Source organism: Staphylococcus pseudoxylosus, from assembly GCF_003697915.1.
Lineage (GTDB): Bacteria > Bacillota > Bacilli > Staphylococcales > Staphylococcaceae > Staphylococcus > Staphylococcus pseudoxylosus.
In genome coordinates, this window is record NZ_RCVN01000010.1 from 63,538 (window position 1) to 80,892 (window position 17,355).

General features: G+C 33.9%; 15 protein-coding genes. All 15 read right to left on the reverse strand.

Going from position 1 to position 17,355, the window contains the following annotated elements:
• Positions 1 to 104: 104 nt before the first annotated feature.
• The 15 genes from D9V42_RS10110 to dprA all read right to left on the reverse strand — a co-directional run bounded on the left by D9V42_RS10110 (position 105) and on the right by dprA (position 17,329).
• Positions 105 to 1,805 (reverse strand): proline--tRNA ligase, encoded by a 1,701-nt coding sequence (locus D9V42_RS10110; protein WP_107555135.1) that lies wholly within the window; start codon positions 1,803 to 1,805, stop codon positions 105 to 107.
• Between the two features lie 20 nt (positions 1,806 to 1,825).
• Positions 1,826 to 3,112 (reverse strand): RIP metalloprotease RseP, encoded by a 1,287-nt coding sequence (rseP, locus tag D9V42_RS10115; RefSeq protein ID WP_122064811.1) that lies wholly within the window; start codon positions 3,110 to 3,112, stop codon positions 1,826 to 1,828.
• A 394-nt stretch (positions 3,113 to 3,506) separates the two neighbouring features.
• Positions 3,507 to 4,289, reverse strand: a complete 783-nt coding sequence (locus D9V42_RS10120; RefSeq protein WP_122064813.1) for a phosphatidate cytidylyltransferase — start codon at positions 4,287 to 4,289, stop codon at positions 3,507 to 3,509.
• Between the two features lie 17 nt (positions 4,290 to 4,306).
• A complete protein-coding gene (locus tag D9V42_RS10125; protein ID WP_107530593.1) occupies positions 4,307 to 5,068 on the reverse strand; it encodes an isoprenyl transferase in 762 nt (253 codons plus the stop codon).
• A 230-nt stretch (positions 5,069 to 5,298) separates the two neighbouring features.
• The gene (gene frr / locus D9V42_RS10130) at positions 5,299 to 5,853 is read right to left on the reverse strand and encodes a ribosome recycling factor (protein WP_107530592.1); all 555 of its coding nucleotides are present in this window, start codon (positions 5,851 to 5,853) and stop codon (positions 5,299 to 5,301) included.
• 17 nt (positions 5,854 to 5,870) lie between these two features.
• Complete coding sequence (pyrH, locus tag D9V42_RS10135) at positions 5,871 to 6,593, reverse strand: UMP kinase (RefSeq protein ID WP_017724293.1); 723 nt, start codon at positions 6,591 to 6,593, stop codon at positions 5,871 to 5,873.
• A 131-nt stretch (positions 6,594 to 6,724) separates the two neighbouring features.
• Complete coding sequence (tsf, locus tag D9V42_RS10140; protein WP_017724292.1) at positions 6,725 to 7,603, reverse strand: translation elongation factor Ts; 879 nt, start codon at positions 7,601 to 7,603, stop codon at positions 6,725 to 6,727.
• A 93-nt stretch (positions 7,604 to 7,696) separates the two neighbouring features.
• Positions 7,697 to 8,485: a 30S ribosomal protein S2 gene (gene rpsB / locus D9V42_RS10145; protein WP_017724291.1), complete on the reverse strand. Its 789-nt coding sequence runs from the start codon at positions 8,483 to 8,485 to the stop codon at positions 7,697 to 7,699.
• Between the two features lie 350 nt (positions 8,486 to 8,835).
• Positions 8,836 to 9,609 (reverse strand): GTP-sensing pleiotropic transcriptional regulator CodY, encoded by a 774-nt coding sequence (codY, locus tag D9V42_RS10150; RefSeq protein WP_017724290.1) that lies wholly within the window; start codon positions 9,607 to 9,609, stop codon positions 8,836 to 8,838.
• 23 nt (positions 9,610 to 9,632) lie between these two features.
• Positions 9,633 to 11,042 carry an ATP-dependent protease ATPase subunit HslU gene (gene hslU, locus D9V42_RS10155; RefSeq protein ID WP_122064815.1) on the reverse strand — a complete coding sequence of 470 codons (1,410 nt, stop codon included), beginning with the start codon at positions 11,040 to 11,042 and terminating at the stop codon, positions 9,633 to 9,635.
• A gap of 141 nt (positions 11,043 to 11,183) precedes the next feature.
• Positions 11,184 to 11,726: an ATP-dependent protease subunit HslV gene (hslV, locus tag D9V42_RS10160; RefSeq protein WP_122064817.1), complete on the reverse strand. Its 543-nt coding sequence runs from the start codon at positions 11,724 to 11,726 to the stop codon at positions 11,184 to 11,186.
• 3 nt (positions 11,727 to 11,729) lie between these two features.
• Entirely contained in the window at positions 11,730 to 12,620 is an 891-nt protein-coding gene (gene xerC, locus D9V42_RS10165; RefSeq protein WP_107555129.1) for a tyrosine recombinase XerC, read from the reverse strand.
• Between the two features lie 118 nt (positions 12,621 to 12,738).
• Positions 12,739 to 14,046, reverse strand: coding sequence for an FADH(2)-oxidizing methylenetetrahydrofolate--tRNA-(uracil(54)-C(5))-methyltransferase TrmFO (gene trmFO, locus D9V42_RS10170; RefSeq protein WP_122064819.1), 1,308 nt, complete (start codon positions 14,044 to 14,046; stop codon positions 12,739 to 12,741).
• Between the two features lie 142 nt (positions 14,047 to 14,188).
• Positions 14,189 to 16,255 carry a type I DNA topoisomerase gene (topA, locus tag D9V42_RS10175; protein WP_122064821.1) on the reverse strand — a complete coding sequence of 689 codons (2,067 nt, stop codon included), beginning with the start codon at positions 16,253 to 16,255 and terminating at the stop codon, positions 14,189 to 14,191.
• Positions 16,256 to 16,453: 198 nt separating this feature from the next.
• Complete coding sequence (dprA, locus tag D9V42_RS10180) at positions 16,454 to 17,329, reverse strand: DNA-processing protein DprA (protein ID WP_107555126.1); 876 nt, start codon at positions 17,327 to 17,329, stop codon at positions 16,454 to 16,456.
• Positions 17,330 to 17,355: the final 26 nt, after the last annotated feature.

Consider the following 17,355-nt stretch of genomic DNA (forward strand, 5'->3'; position numbering starts at 1 on the left):
AGCATTAAATGCTTTATTTTGTTTCAGCCTCATGATTTTTATAGGCATTATTTACCTATTTACATTAGCTATTATAACAAATTGTCAACGACTCTGCTTTCAACTTAAATATTTGAATATAAGTCATTTACATAATTTGTTAAGTTGTCAATGTGAACATCTTCACTGTCACCAGTATCACGACGCTTAACCTCAACAATACCTTCAGCAGCATTTTTACCAACAACGACACGTATTGGTAAACCAATTAAATCTGCATCATTAAATTTCACACCCGCACGCTCTTTACGGTCATCATATAACACGTCAAATTGCTCTTTCAATTGTGTGTAAAGTTGATCTGCTAATTCACGTTGATCATCTTTTTTAGGATTAATTGTTATTAAATGTAAGTCAAATGGTGTAACTGACTTCGGCCAAATAATACCATTTTCATCATTATTTTGTTCGACAATTGCACTTAATGTTCTAGAAACACCAATACCATAACAACCCATTAAGAGTGGTTTGGCTTTACCTTGATTATCAAGGAAAGTCGCATTCATACTTTCTGAATATTTTGTACCTAGTTTAAATACTTGTCCTACTTCAATACCTTCGGCGAAGTGAGCTGAACCTGAACCATCTACTAATGGCTCACCTTCTAATATAAATCTAAAATCACCATATTCTGTAATTTCAAAATCACGACCTACATTTGCATTTAATAAATGATAGCCATCTTCATTTGCACCAACAACAATATTATTTAAGTCTTGAATATAATTATCGGCATAAATCTTAATATCTTTATCGAAAATAGGACCTAAAGAACCTGGTTTTGCACCAAGCAGATTAACAATCTCATCTTCCGTTGCCAATTCAATGTTATCTGTGGCAAAGTATGCTTTTAATTTAATATCATTAATTTCGTGATGGCCGCGCACTAAGACCATAATGAATTCTCCGTCCACTTTAAATATCATAGATTTCGTAATTTCATCTAATGGCTTTTCAAGGAATGATGCTAACTCTTGTGCAGTATGGACGTTAGGTGTTTCTATTTTAGTTAATGGTTTAACCTCATCATGCTTTTCATTTGGTTGGTAAATAACTTCTGCCTTTTCAATATTTGCAGCATAATCACTTTGATCGCTAAATACAATCGTATCTTCACCAATTTCACTTAATGCCATAAATTCATGCGTATGACTACCACCAATTGCACCAGAATCAGCAACAACAGGTCTCGCATTAATACCAACTCGTTTAAAGATACAACCATAGGCATTGTACATATCTTGATATGAGGCATCTAAAGACGCTTCATCAGCATGGAAAGAATAAGCATCTTTCATAATAAACTCTCTGCCACGTAATAAACCAAAACGTGGGCGTTTTTCATCTCTATATTTAGATTGAATTTGGAATAATGTCAAAGGTAATTGTTTATAAGATTTTAATTCATCTCTTACTAAAGAAGTAACTACTTCTTCGTGAGTTGGTCCAAGGGCAAATTCACGACCATTACGATCTTGTAAACGCATGAGTTCCGGTCCGTATGCGCTCCAACGGCCAGATTCTTCCCATAATTCTGCTTGTTGCAGTGCTGGCATTAAGATTTCCACTGCATCAATACGTTCCATTTCTTCACGGACAATTGCCTCTATATTATTTAACACTCTAGCTGCAAGCGGTAAATAACTATAAATGCCACTTGTGCTTTGTTTGATTAAACCTGCTTTCAATAACAAACGATGGCTTAATGCTTCAGCGCCGGCTGGCACTTCTTTCATAGTTGGTATAAATACTTTAGACTGTTTCATTTATATACTTCTCTCCCTCTTTATAAGAAATAACGTTGTATATCGTTCCAAGTCACTAAGACCATGACGATTAAGACAAATACTGCACCAATTGCAATAATTGTTGTTTCTGCTTTTTTATTTACAGGTTTTCTGAATATCGCTTCGTAAATGACAAATAGTATGCGACCACCGTCTAAAGCAGGTACAGGTAATAAATTCATTAATCCTAAGTTGACACTTAATAATGCCGTCCAAGAAATTAAGTTTATGATACCAGTTTTAACTACAGAATCGACTGAATGATAGATACCAACAGGTCCATTCAACATATCAAAGGAGAAATTCCCTGTGAAAATACTAGCAATCATACCGACAATTGCAGAAAAAATAAGTTTTCCAGCTTCTAGTGTGCGGTCAATGCCCGAAACGATTGGCTTAAATAAAGTGTGTTCTGTGGTAGCTGTATAGCCCAATAAGTATCTTGTTTGACTCTTGTTTTTAGTAACTTTTTGTTCTACTTTTTTAGGCTTTATATCCATTGTATGCGTCTTACCATCACGTTCTACTGTTATTTTTGTTTTTTTGTCTTTATTCTGCTCAGTGGTTTTATCAATATCACTTTTGTCTTCTATTGTTTTGCCATCTAATTTCACAATGGTGTCACCAGATTTAAGTCCAGCTTGAGCTGCCGGCGTGCCTTTCGCTACTTCATCAACTGAATTCGTCGGTGTACCTTGATAATAAGCTAAACCGATAAATAAGACTAATGTAAGTAAGAAATTAAACAATGGTCCAGCAAAGAGCGTTAAGAATTTTTGATAAGGTTTTTTATATGTGAATTGTCGATCTCTTGGGGCAATTTGAATTAAACTACCATTTTCTACAAAATATGATTTTTCTGCAATAGGGAAACGATGACGTTCATCATCATAGGCAGTCACACCTTCCACAAACAAACCATCTTTAAAATCACATTGTTTCACTTCCATAGCTTCAATTTGTTGGAATTTATGTTGGTCATCTAAAATGATATGTGTAATTTCTTCTTTATCATTTAATTTAATTTTTACGTGCATTCCTGGTTGAACTGGTGGCTCTTCTAGGCCATCACCTGCCATACGAACATAACCACCTACAGGTAATAGTCGTATTGTATATAATGTTTCATTTTTTCTAAAACTAAAAATTTTCGGTCCCATACCGATTGCGAATTCTGGACACATAATCCCTGCCCGTTTGGCAAAAAACATATGACCATATTCATGCACGGTTACGAGGACACCAAAGACGATTATAAAAGAAATAATTGTTACTAGAAAACTCAATTTGATACACCTCATATATTCTTAATAAATTAAATACGTTTCACTTTAAAAATCTAACGATTTAAAGTTAACTGTTCACACTACAGATTATAAAATTATAACACAATCATGCTAACTGACACACGTAACTATTATATATCATTGTAGCCGTTTTTTATGTAAAAACATATCAACTTACCGTTTAGTTTTATTTAATTCCTTAGATGCTATGATTATGTATTCATATTCTCCTGATTTAACTTTTATATTTTATAACGACAAAATATCGTATTAAGTTGAAATCTTAAGATTTATTAAAGGAGTTAAGAATCATATTAACTGTATGCTTTACGCAGTTACTCCAATTCATTAACTCCTTCTGTATGATTTATAAAATTTTTAAAAGTAAATACGATTAGCTTTGAATTAGTAATATGTTCAATAGTGGCAATACAAACATAAAACTATCAAATCTATCTAAAATACCACCATGTCCTGGTAAAATTCTGCCTGAATCTTTAACACCAAAATGACGTTTAAAACCTGATTCAACAAGATCTCCTAGTTGTCCGAACATACTTAAAATAATCGTAACTATAATTAATAACCAAATAGCTATATTAAAATCGACAAATAGTATCATTACAAGCGGTACAATAATACTACAAATTAATCCACCAATAAAACCTTCTATTGTTTTATTAGGGCTAATAACTGGCCATAACTTATGTTTACCCATCAATCTACCAAAAATATAAGCGCCAGTATCAGTTAACCACACAACTAAAAACGCAAATAATATATAATGTAATCCTTCTGAGCGAGTTTCATATAAATACATAAAACCAATACCAACATATGCTATTGACATAAGACAGAAAGCTGCATCCATAAAACTAAATCTATTTTTAGAAAGCACAGTATAACTTAATAATATAAAACTCATAGCTATTAAAGATTTCAATTGGAAGTTATTAACCCAGTCGCCTGACTCTTGAGGCAACATTATAATTAATATACCTAATGCACTTATTATACCTGGTATCGATATGAATTTAATCATATTCATATTAAGCAATTCTTTTAGCGCTATAAAAGCTAATAAATATGAAAATAGCATTAGAATAAAGCCGCCCTTTAGTAATACAGGGAGAAAAATGATAAGTGCTATGATTGCTGTTAAAGTTCTAACTTTCATACTAATCTCCTAACTATTTATAACCCACCAAATCGACGTTGGCGTGATTGATAAATTTTAATACAATTTATTAATTCTTCCTTATTAAAGTCCGGCCATAATTTTTCATTAAAAATAAATTCACTATAAGACACTTGCCAGATAAGGAAATTACTAATTCTTTGTTCTCCTGAAGTTCTTATCAAAAGATCTGGGTCAGGATATGCATGAGTCATCAAATGCTCATCAATCATTTGTTCAGTGATTTCATCACTTGATAAACCTTTAGCAGTTAATTGGTCATAGATTTTTTTCACACTGTTTACAATTTCGGCACGTCCACCATAGTTCATAGCAAAGATTAATTTTAAGCCTGTATTATTTTTAGTATCTTCTTTCGCTTTAGCTATTGCTTTGAGTGTAGAATTTGGCAAATGTTCCAAAAAGCCAATTGTCTCTACTTTAACATTATTTTCTATCAATTCCGGTAGAAACGTTTTTAAAAATGTACCTGGTAAGCTCATAATATAGTTAACTTCATTTTCCGGTCTTGACCAATTTTCTGTAGAGAATGCATATAACGTTAAGTATTTAATTCCTAAATCACTGGCTACTTTAGTGATGTTTTTAACGGTTTGTGTACCTTGGTAATGACCTTTAATTCTAGGCAATTTCCTTTGTTTCGCCCAACGACCATTACCATCCATTATGATTGCAACATGTTCAGGTATATTATGTAGATCCAATTCAAAATCGGATTGGTTAGGCTGATTTTTCTTCTTATTTAACTTTTTAAACATGGTATTTCCTCCGAGCGTGATCATCTATGTTTATTATAATAGGTTCTAGATGCAATTATCTACCATTTTATCATACTAGATAGGTGCATTGAATAAACAAATAAAAAAACTGTACCAAAGTCTGATTTGATACAGTTCAGATAAAATATGATAAACCTCTGATTCTTGAATTCCATTGGTTAATTTCTAACAATAGAAGTGAAGCGAAGTCTTACCATCCATTACCATGTTTATACTGACATAATATCTTGTTCTTTTTCTTCTAACAATTTATCGATTTCTTTAATTGAATCGTCAGTTAGCTTTTGTACATCTGCTGTTTGTGATTTTAAATCATCTTCAGTGATGTCAGCATTTTTTTGTTGTTTTTTTAGTTCGTCGTTAGCATCACGACGTACGTTTCTAACAGCTACTTTAGCGTCTTCGCCGATTTTCTTAACTTCTTTCACTAAATCTTTACGGCGTTCTTCTGTTAAAGCAGGAATACTTATACGAATAACTTCACCATCACTCGAAGGATTGACACCTAAGTTAGCAGCATTGATTGCTTTTTCAACGTCTCCTACAGATGATTTATCATATGGCGAAATTACTAATAAACGTGCTTCTGGCACACTGATGCTTGCAAGTTGTTGTACAGGCGTAGGAGCACCATAGTAGTCAACAGTTACACCGTTTAATAAATTTGAGTTAGCTCTACCTGCACTGATATTAGCTAATTCTCTAGAAAGATTATCTACAGATTTTTGCATTTTTGATTTCGTGTCATTAATAATGTCACTCATAGTCATACACCTCTAAATTATTTTGTAATTAACGTTCCTATTTTTTCACCCATAACAGCACGTTTAATATTACCTTCTTCTGTTATCGAGAATACATTCAATGGAATATTATTATCCATACAGAATGATGAAGCCGTTGAATCCATGACTTGTAAACCTTCTTGTAGCATTTGAATGTGTGTTAAGTGTTCATACTTAATTGCATTTTGATCTACTTTTGGATCAGCAGAGTACACACCATCAACATTGTTTTTACCCATTAAGATAACATCAGCTTCAACTTCAGCCGCACGTAATGCTGCTGTAGTATCAGTAGAGAAGTAAGGGTTCCCTATACCAGCCGCAAATATTACAACACGTTTCTTTTCTAAATGTCTAATTGCTCGACGACGGATATATGGTTCTGCAACTTGTTTCATTTCAATTGAAGTTAAGACGCGTGTATCGCACTCTAATTGTTCAAGGCTATCTTGTAAAGCTAATGCATTCATAACCGTAGCTAACATACCCATGTAGTCAGCAGTACCACGGTCCATGCCTAAGTCACTACCAGTTTTGCCTCTCCAAATATTGCCTCCACCAACGATAACAGCAATTTCACAATCCATTTTTGCTACTTCAGCTACTTGTTTTGCCACACTTTTAATAATAATTGGGTTAATTCCAAACCCATCGTCACCTGCTAGTGCTTCGCCACTTAATTTTAATACAACACGTTCGTATTTAGAAGTTTGAGCCATTGTCTTATCCTCTCTATTGTAAAATATGTAATTATACAAGTAAAGAAGACACAATAGGTCTTCCAATACAAAAGTGAATCTTTCATACGGAGCACAAAAGGTGTCTTCTTTCTTGTTCTAACTATGAAAAATTATTTCATTTGTCCTTTAACTTCGTCAGCAAAGTTTTCTTCACGTTTTTCCATACCTTCGCCTACTTCATAACGTACGAAGTCAACAAGTTTACCACCTTTAGATTTTAAGAAAGCTTCAACTGTTTGATCAGGATCTTTTACAAAGTTTTGGTCAACCGCACAAATTTCTTGTAAATATTTACGTAAACGGCCTTCTACCATTTTTTCAACAATTTTCTCTGGTTTACCTTCATTTAAAGCTTGTTGCTTTAATACTTCTCTTTCGTGATCAATTTCATCTTCACTTACTTGTTCTGATGAAACATATTTAGGATTGATTGCAGCAATGTGCATAGCTACATCTTTAGCAGCTTCTTCGTCAGTTGAACCTTCAACTACTGTTAATACACCAATGCGTCCGCCCATGTGTAAGTAAGCGCCAAATGAATCGTTATCAGTTTTTGTTCTGATAGCAAAACGACGGATACTTAATTTTTCACCGATTGTAGAGATAGCTTCTTTAACACGTTGGTCAACTGATTTACCATCTGATAATTCAGTTTCTAATAAAGCTTCTACTGATTCAGCTTTTGTATCCAATACTTGGATAGCAATTTCTTTCACTAATTGTTGGAATCCTTCGTTACGAGCTACGAAGTCAGTTTCTGAATTAATTTCTACAATTGCTGCTTCGTTCCCTCTTGCTTCAACGTGTACTAAACCTTCTGCCGCAATACGGTCAGATTTTTTAGCAGCTTTAGCAATACCTTTTTCACGTAGGAAGTCTACTGCTTTATCGATGTCACCATCAGTTTCTGTTAACGCTTTTTTACAATCCATCATGCCAGCGCCAGTTTTTTCACGTAATTCTTTTACAAGTTTAGCTGAAATTGCCATTTCATATTCCTCCATTATTTAATGAATTTTATTATATTTATTTTAAAAAAAGGTGATAAGCTTAAATATCTTATCACCCATTTTACATTATTCTTAGTTTGATTCAACAGAAGTGTTTTCTTCAGTTGTTTCTGCTTCAGTAGCTTCAGTTGATTCGTTTAAATCAATGTTTTGTTCAGCTGCTACTTCTTCATTTGATACACCTTGTTGACCTTCTAAGATTGCATCTGCCATTTTACCAGTTAATAATTTAACTGCACGGATAGCATCATCGTTTGCAGGGATAACGTAATCAATTTCATCTGGATCACAGTTAGTGTCTACAATACCAACGATTGGGATGTGTAATTTACGTGCTTCAGCGATTGCGTTGCGCTCTTTACGAGGGTCAACTACAAATAATGCTTGAGGCATAGATTTCATATCACGAATTCCGCCTAAGAATTTAATTAAACGGTCATATTCTTTTTTAAGTTCTACAACTTCTTTTTTAGGTAATACTTCGAATAAGCCATCTTCTTCCATTTTTTCAATTTCAGAGATACGTTTGATACGTTTAGAAATTGTTTTATAGTTAGTTAAGATTCCGCCTAACCATCTTTGGTTTACGTAAAATTGACCAGCACGTTCTGCTTCAGATTTAACTGAATCTTGTGCTTGTTTCTTAGTACCAACGAATAAAACTTTTCCGCCATCTTCTGATACTTGTTTAATGAAGTTATATGCTTCTTCTACTTTTTTCACTGTTTTTTGTAAGTCGATAATATAAATACCGTTTCTTTCAGTGAAAATATATCTTTTCATTTTTGGGTTCCAACGGCGTGTTTGGTGACCGAAGTGAACACCTGCTTCTAGCAATTGTTTCATTGAAATTACTGCCATAATAAAATTCCTCCTATTGGTTTTCTACCTCCATAAAAAGCTCATATAAACACAACATTAAATATGTCGCACCCTTTATACTTTCACTTTTCATGTGTGTATTGGCTTCATAGCCGTCAATAAATATAACATATACATTTCTATAAATCAACACTTTCAAACTACTATTTTAAACATTTAAGAGGCTCAAACGTCGCAATCTGTTTCAGCCTCTTAATTAGTATTGTATGTGTTCTATTGAATGTAATTCCACTTATAGAAACGCAGTATGTTGTCTTGGTTAATTGTCTTTGTTTGTACAAATATTTATACATATAAAAAACTTTTGTACGGTAAATAGCTCAAATGTATTATTTAATACGGTCTAATTCATCCAAGAATTTTTCTTTTTTAACTTTGATGAAAGTACCCTTCATTCCAAGTGAACGTGATTCAATTACACCAGCACTTTCAAGTTTACGTAACGCATTTACAATTACTGAACGTGTAATGCCAACTCGATCTGCTACTTTAGATGCAATTAAGAGACCTTCTTTGCCACCTAATTCTTCAAAAATGTGTTCAATCGCTTCACTTTCTGAGTATGACAACGAATTGATTGCCATGCTAATCGCAGCTTTATCTCTAGCTTCTTTTTCTACTTCGTTATGCTTTTCACGTAAAATTTCCATACCAATAACTGTAGCTGCATATTCCCCTAAAACTAAGTCATTTTCTGAGAAATCGTCAGTTACACGGCCAAGTACTAATGTGCCTAATCTTTCACCGCCGCCTAAAATTGGGAAAATTGTCGTCTTGCTATCACCAAATAAGTCTTTGTTTTCTGGTGGGAATACAGTTAATACATTGTCAATGTCGATATTGGATTGAGTTTCTTTAACATCCATCAACTGATCAGTATATTCAACAGGAATGTGTCTACTTTCTAACATCTGGATAATACGTTCGTTTTTTAAAAGTTCATTTAAACTTGATCCTAAAATTTTACCTTTTCTTGAAACTATAAATACATTAGTAACTGTTACACTACTTATCGTTTGTGCTACATCTTTAAAATCTACAGCAATACCTTTATGTTTTTGTAAAAGTGTATTTAATTCTCTCGTTTTCGATAATAAGCTCATATTCCTTCTCCTTTTTATTTATATTATAAAATGAATGCACTTAAATCTTTATTTGTTGAAATTGTTTTCAACTTATCGTCTACATATTGTGGTGTAATGTCTACAACCGCATTAGGCATACTTGGTGCTTCAAAAGATAAATCTTCCAACATTTTTTCAAGTATAGTATGCAATCGACGTGCGCCGATGTTATCAGTATCTTGATTCACCTGGAATGCTATCTCTGCTAGTCGTTTGATAGCATCATCGGTAAATTTAACTGTTACTTGCTCTGTATGAAGTAGCGCTTCATATTGTTTTATAAGTGATAGTTTAGGTTCAGTCAAGATTCTAACGAAATCTCCTACCGATAGACTTTCTAATTCAACACGAATTGGAAAACGACCTTGTAACTCTGGAATTAAATCACTAGGTTTAGACACATGGAATGCTCCTGCACCAATAAATAGCATATGTTCAGTATTAACAGTACCATACTTCGTTTGAACCATGCTACCTTCAAGAATTGGTAATATATCTCTTTGGACACCTTGGCGAGAAACATCTTGACCCGAACTTTGATTATTTGTTGCTACTTTATCTATTTCATCGATAAAAATAATTCCCATTTGTTCCGCTAATTCAATCGCTTCTTGATTTGCTGTCTCTTGATCGATTAACTCGTCGGCAAATTCGTCCGTCAATATTTTGCGCGCTGTTTTAACAGGTACTTCTCGTTCAACTTTTTTCTTCGGCATTAATTGGTTCATCATATCTTGCATCTGTTGATTTTGATTCGTACCTAACATTCCCATCGCAGCAGGATCTTGTTCAACCTTTAACCTTACTTTTTCTTCTTCTAACTTACCATCTAATAGTTGCAGTTTGATTTCTGAACGTTTTGTTTTCACTTCTTCAGTAGGTGTTTCTTCCTCTTCGTCATTATTTTGACCGAAATTAGGTATCGAACCTCCGAAAAGTGACTCTAATGGGTTGTTATTATTGTTTGTCGTTGCCTTTTTCTTCATGCTTGGCACTAATAATTTAACTAACTTCTCATTAGCTTTAGTTTGAGCCTCATCATGTACTAGTGTTTTTTTCTGCTCTTTCACTAGCCTTACTGCAATATCAACGAGGTCACGTACCATACTTTCTACATCTCGACCTACATAACCAACTTCTGTAAACTTCGTAGCTTCTACTTTAATAAATGGCGCGCCTACTACTTTTGCCATGCGTCTAGCGATTTCCGTTTTACCAACACCTGTTGGTCCAATCATCAATATATTCTTCGGAGCAACCTCTTGTTTTTCTTCTTCAGTCAAAAGACTTCTTCTATATCGATTTCTTAAAGCTATCGCAACTTTACGTTTTGCGTCATCTTGTCCGACTATATATTCATTAAGTTTTGTAACAATATCTTTAGGTGTTAATTTAATACCATTCGTCTCCATTAGACAAGTTACCTCCGTTATAATCATTTTTTATCTCTGAAACATATTAATAGCTATTTATGGAAAATTTTTACTATTTCAACTATATCTTAATGTTAAACAATTTTACATTGCAAACAATAAAGTTCTCACTTTTATTATTTACAATTCTTCTACGATGATTTGATCATTTGTAAATACACAAATATCTGAAGCAACTTTTAAGCTTTCATATGCCATTTCACTCGCTGTTAAGTGCGTTGCGTTAAGCTTTAGGGCTCTACCTGCACTTAATGCGTAGTTACCGCCAGAACCTATAGCGATTAAATTGTCATCTGGAGCAATAACTTCACCAGTACCACTAACTACAAGAATTGAAGTTTCATCCATAACTATAAGCATCGCTTCTAATTGTCTAAGTTGTTTATCTCCACGCCATTCTTGAGCCAATTCTACCGCAGCTCTTTCTAAATTACCGCTAAACTGTTGTAGTTTTGTTTCAAACTTTTCAAATAAGGTAAATGCATCAGCTACACTGCCAGCAAACCCTGCCAAAACTTTATCATTATATAAACGCCTTACTTTTCTAGCTGTTTGTTTCATAATGACTTGCTCTCCAAGCGTAACTTGACCATCACCAGCCATTGCCGAATGACCATTATGTTGTACTGCAAATATAGTTGTTGCATGGATAGATGTACTCATAAACTAATTCTCCTTTTTTGCACGTGGGTGTGCATTTAAATAGACTTTTCTTAATTGTTCATTTGTTACATGTGTATATCGTCCTGTTGTGGACAAATTGACATGACCCAACAGCGATTGTACTGTTCGTAAATCAGCGCCTTGATTTAACATATGCGTTGCAAACGTATGTCTTAATTTGTGAGGATGAATTTCAGTCACACCTGCAGTACGTTTTACAACATCATTTAATACATAACGTATACCACGTTCTGTAATGGGCGCTCCGTTCATGTTGACTAATAAATACGCATGATCACTATTTGTTTTAGGTTTGAATTGTGTTAAGTAACGTTCTATGCTTTGCTTGCAAAATTCACCAAAAGGTATAAAGCGTTCTTTACCACCTTTACCCAATACTTTGACTCCTGGTGCATACATATCTACATCTTGTTCTTTTATATTAACCAATTCAGAAACCCTAATTCCAGTTGCATAAAGTAATTCTAAGATTACTCTGTCTCTCAAACCCTTTTTAGCATCACTTTCAACCGTATCAAACAAGGCTTTCATTTCTTCTTCATAAAAAAAGTGAGGTAAATATTGTTCTTTCTTGGGGTGTACTAATTGTATGAATGGATTAACTACTTGTTCATCCTGAGTCATCCAATATTCGTAAAAACTTCTCAGCGTAGAAATTTTACGGGAAACTGATGTTCTTTTCAAGTTTTTTGAATATAAGTAACTTAAATAATTTCTAGCATCTTTGTATTCGAATGTAGCTAATACAAGATGTTCCTGTGATAAGAAATCATTAAACTGCTCTAAATCATCGTGATATGATTTCAATGTATGTTCTGAAAAATGTTTCTCAACTTTCAACATATATAAATATGCTTGTTGGATTTTTTCCATTAAAAACCCCTCCATCAATATGAATTGTAGCATATTGAAAGAGGAGTCTGCGAAAAAAAACTATTAAATTGAGTAAAACTTTCAAAATTTTCGAATTTGTTTGTTAAATGTGATATTTTTATAGCGTTTTTTTATAGTTATCTAAATAGTCCAATGCACGATTTGCTAATGTTTCATAACGTAACTTTTTGTCTTTAATTCTATTTTCCAAAGTAGGCAAAAGGCCAAAGTTAGCGTTCATCGGTTGGAAGTTCTTTTCATTTTTTGCATGTGAAATATAATATGCCATACTTCCAATCATTGTTTCTCTAGGGAAAATGACCTCACCTTTGTTTTGAATTTTATGTGCAACATTTATACCAGCTACAAGGCCACTCGCTGCACTTTCTACATAACCTTCTACGCCTGTCATTTGACCTGCAAAGTATAGTTCTTCTCTCCCTTTTAGTTCATACGTTTCTGTTAAAACATCAGGAGAATTGATAAAGGTATTACGATGCATCACGCCATACCTTACAATTTCAACGTTCTCTAAGCCAGGTATCAGGCGAATAACGTCTTTTTGCGCGCCCCATTTTAAATGTGTTTGGAATCCAACGATATTATATAACGTACCTGCCGCATCATCTTGACGCAATTGAACAACAGCATATGGTCTTTTCCCAGTCTTTGGATCTTCGAGTCCTACAGGCTTCATTGGACCAAATAATAAAGTCTTTCTACCACGCTCAGCCATAACTTCAAACGGCATACAACCTTCAAAGTATTTTTCTTTCTCAAATTCATTGACTGGAGCAACTTCTGCTTCCATTAGAGCATCATAAAATGTATTAAACTCTTCTTCAGTCATAGGACAATTTAAATAGGCTGCTTCACCTTTGTCATAACGTGATTTTAGATATGCTTTGTCTAAATCTATACTATCTTTTTCAACGATAGGCGCCGCTGCATCATAAAAATATAATTGATCTTTACCAGTGGCTTCGACAATTTCATTTGCCAATTTATCTGTTGTTAAAGGTCCAGTAGCAATAATAGTATATCCTTCTGGAATGCTATTTATTTCTTCATTTAATACCGTTATATTTGGATGTTCTTTTAATGTTTCTGTAATATAACCTGCAAAATCATGGCGATCAACCGCTAAAGCCCCTCCTGCTGGTACTCTTGCTTTATCTGCAGCACGAATAATCAATGAATCCAAACGTCTCATTTCTTCTTTAAGTACACCTACTGCATTTGTTAACGCATTACCTCTTAACGAGTTAGAACACACTAATTCAGCAAACTTATCAGTGTGATGTGCAGGCGTTTGCTTAACCGGTCTCATCTCAATAAGATTGACTTTTATACCTCGTTGTGCCAATTGATATGCAGCTTCTGAACCGGCAAGCCCAGCACCTACGACGTTTACTACTTGAGTCATTTATTTACCTCCTACTTATAAAATAGCAACTTAGACATTCTATCATATTTATAAATATATCATCTAAATTATAAATATATGTCGTAAGTTGCTACTATCATTCATATATAATTATTTAAAACAACCAGCGATATCACATTATTTATTTCTGTTCTTCTTCTTTGTAATCACAATTAGAACATACAACTTGGCTCTTACGTCCTTGTTTTTTCTCAACAAGATATTGTTCACATTTCGGACAGTCTCGACCTATTGGTTTATCCCATGTAACAAAATCACATTCTGGATATTTCGAACAACCATAGAACACACGATTTTTTTTCGATTTACGCTCTACGACGTCGCCTTCTTTACATTTTGGACAAGTTACCCCAATTGTTTTAACAATGGCTTTTGTATTACGACAATCCGGGAAATTTGAGCACGCCATAAATTTACCATAACGTCCCATTTTAATGACCATTGGTGAACCACATACTTCACAGTCTTCACCAGCAGGTTCATCTTTAATTTCAATTTTTTCCATTTCTTCTTCAGCACGTTCAACATCTTGGCTGAAACTACTGTAAAAGTCTCTTATTACCTTTTTCCATGGAATTTCACCGTCTGCCACTTTATCTAGTAATGTTTCCATATTCACAGTGAAATCAACATCTATGATTTCTGGGAAGTAATCTTTTACTTGTTCGTGTACGATTTCGCCTAATTCTGTTGGCACAAACCGTTTACTTTCATTCTTTACATAATTTCTTTTTTGTATTGTATCAATAGTTGGTGCATACGTAGAAGGTCGCCCAATCTTCAACTCTTCCATTGTTTTAACTAGCCGAGCTTCAGTATAACGTGGTGGCGGCTGCGTGAAATGTTGTGATGGTTCAATATCTGTAGCTGTAACCATTTCGCCTTCTTCAATATTCGGCAATTTATTATCTTTACCATCATCGTTATCATCTTTTGCTTCAACATATAAAGTCATAAAACCTTTGAATTTGATCGTTTGACCATTTGCACGGAATTTTATATCATTTTGCGTTATATCCATGGCAACCGTATCTAAGATTGCTGGTGCCATTTGACTTGCTACAAAACGCTCCCAAATTAATTTATATAATCTATGTTGATCTCTCGTTAAAAATTGTTTCATTTCATTTGGTGTACGTAACGTACTTGAAGGTCTGATTGCTTCGTGAGCATCCTGAGCCCCTTGACCTTTTGCTTTGCGTGTTGATATATAATTTTGGCCATAAGTCTCTTCAATATAGTTTTTGGCTTCCGCTTGGGCTTGATCGGATATTCTCGTTGAATCTGTACGCATATAGGTAATTAAACCAACCGTGCCTTGTCGTTTTAAGTCAATACCTTCATATAGTTGTTGCGCTAACATCATTGTTTTACGCGCTTTAAAGTTTAACTTACGCGCAGCTTCTTGTTGTAACGTTGAAGTTGTAAATGGGTTTGCAGGGTAACGTGTTTTTTCTTTCTTCGTTACTTTCGTTACTTCGAATTGATCTCCGTCCAACTGCGTTGTTACTTTTTCAACGTCATCTTTGTTTGTTAATTTATATGGTTTGTTTTTTAAATGTAAGAATTTAGCTGTAAATTTAGATTTTTTGTATCTAAATTCGCCTTCAATTTTCCAATATTCTTCTGGTTTAAAGTTTCTTATTTCATTTTCTCGATCAATAACAAGTCTCAGTGCTACTGATTGTACGCGACCGGCTGAAAGCCCTTTTTTTACTTTTTTCCAAAGTACTGGTGAAATATTATAACCTACTAAACGGTCCAATATACGACGCGCCTGTTGTGCGTCAACAAGTTCCATCTCAATACCTCTTGGATGTTTAAAGCTATCTTTCACAGCATCTTTTGTTATTTCATTAAACACTACTCTATTTTCTTTTGAATCTTCTAAATTTAATATATTTGCTAAATGCCAAGCAATAGCTTCACCTTCACGGTCCGGGTCACTCGCTAGGAAAACTTTTTTGGCTTTCTTAGCATGTTTCTTTAATTCTTTAACTACAGGACCTTTGCCGCGTATTGTTATATATTTGGGTTCATAATCATTTTCTGCATCTACGCCCATTTGACTACGAGGTAAATCTCGAACATGCCCCATTGACGCGATAACTTTGTATTTTTTCCCTAAATATTTTTCAATAGTTTTAGCTTTTGCAGGCGATTCAACTATGACTAAATTTTCTGCCAAAGTAGTTACCCCCTTGCATTTTCTAATTACAAAGATAAATGATAAACGGTGTATTTTGTTTTTGTCAATGTTTTTAATTTTAGTGTGTATTAAATTAGCGTATGATTGTGGTCAAAATTTATTATTGTCATTGCTTTTACATATGTTTTATATAAAACTATATTTCTACTGATTTAAACGTTATATACGCTTATTTTATTATGATTGACGGTAATCTTCTAAAATGTCGCATGCCTTCACGACAATCTTTGCTCCTTCTTGTGCACTAACTAAATTTCCTTGGACCATAGGATTGTATATAGATCCCGGTAATACATATACTTCCCTATTTTGTTCCAATGCACAATCCATCGTTATATTTGTCCCACTACTCACAGTGGATTCTGTGATAAAAACGCCCTTAGAAAGACCGCTAATAAGCCTATTTCTTTCGGGAAAATAATGTTTTCGAGCTCCATCTGTTGGTAAATACTCACTAATTACTAAACCTTTAGACTCAATTTGTTTTCGAATGGCATAAGTTTCTTTAGGATAATGATGGTTATGACCAAATCCTAATACAGCAATCGAACCCATATTATGTTTCAGTGTTTGCTCATGAGCTATGCTATCTGCTCCTTTAGCTAAACCGGATACGATAATTAAATTCTCAGTTTCAAAATTAGGGAAAAATGTTTCTAGTGTTCTTCGAGTATAATTAGTAGCTTGCCTCGAACCGATAATAGCAAGTATTCGCGTAGACTGCATTAAAGTAGGATTACCTTTATAGAAAAGGATGAATGGTGGATCATGTATTTCACGTAATAATTTAGGATAAGTATTGGAATCAATAGCCACATAACTAATATGCCATTGCTTTAGTAGTTTGAAAATATGTTCACACTCTAAATTTAAAAAATTGTCATAAATGATGTGTTTTCGAGTTATTGCTGATTTTGTTAAAAATCTTTTAAGGGTGTGATTCTGCTCTAATTCGTGTTCATATATAAATGACGGTGAAAATTCAAATAGTTGGTGTAAATGACGTGTAGTTAACCCTGCAAATCTCAGTTTTAAATAAAGTTGTTCTTTCATATATCGCGCTCCTTTATATGTACATT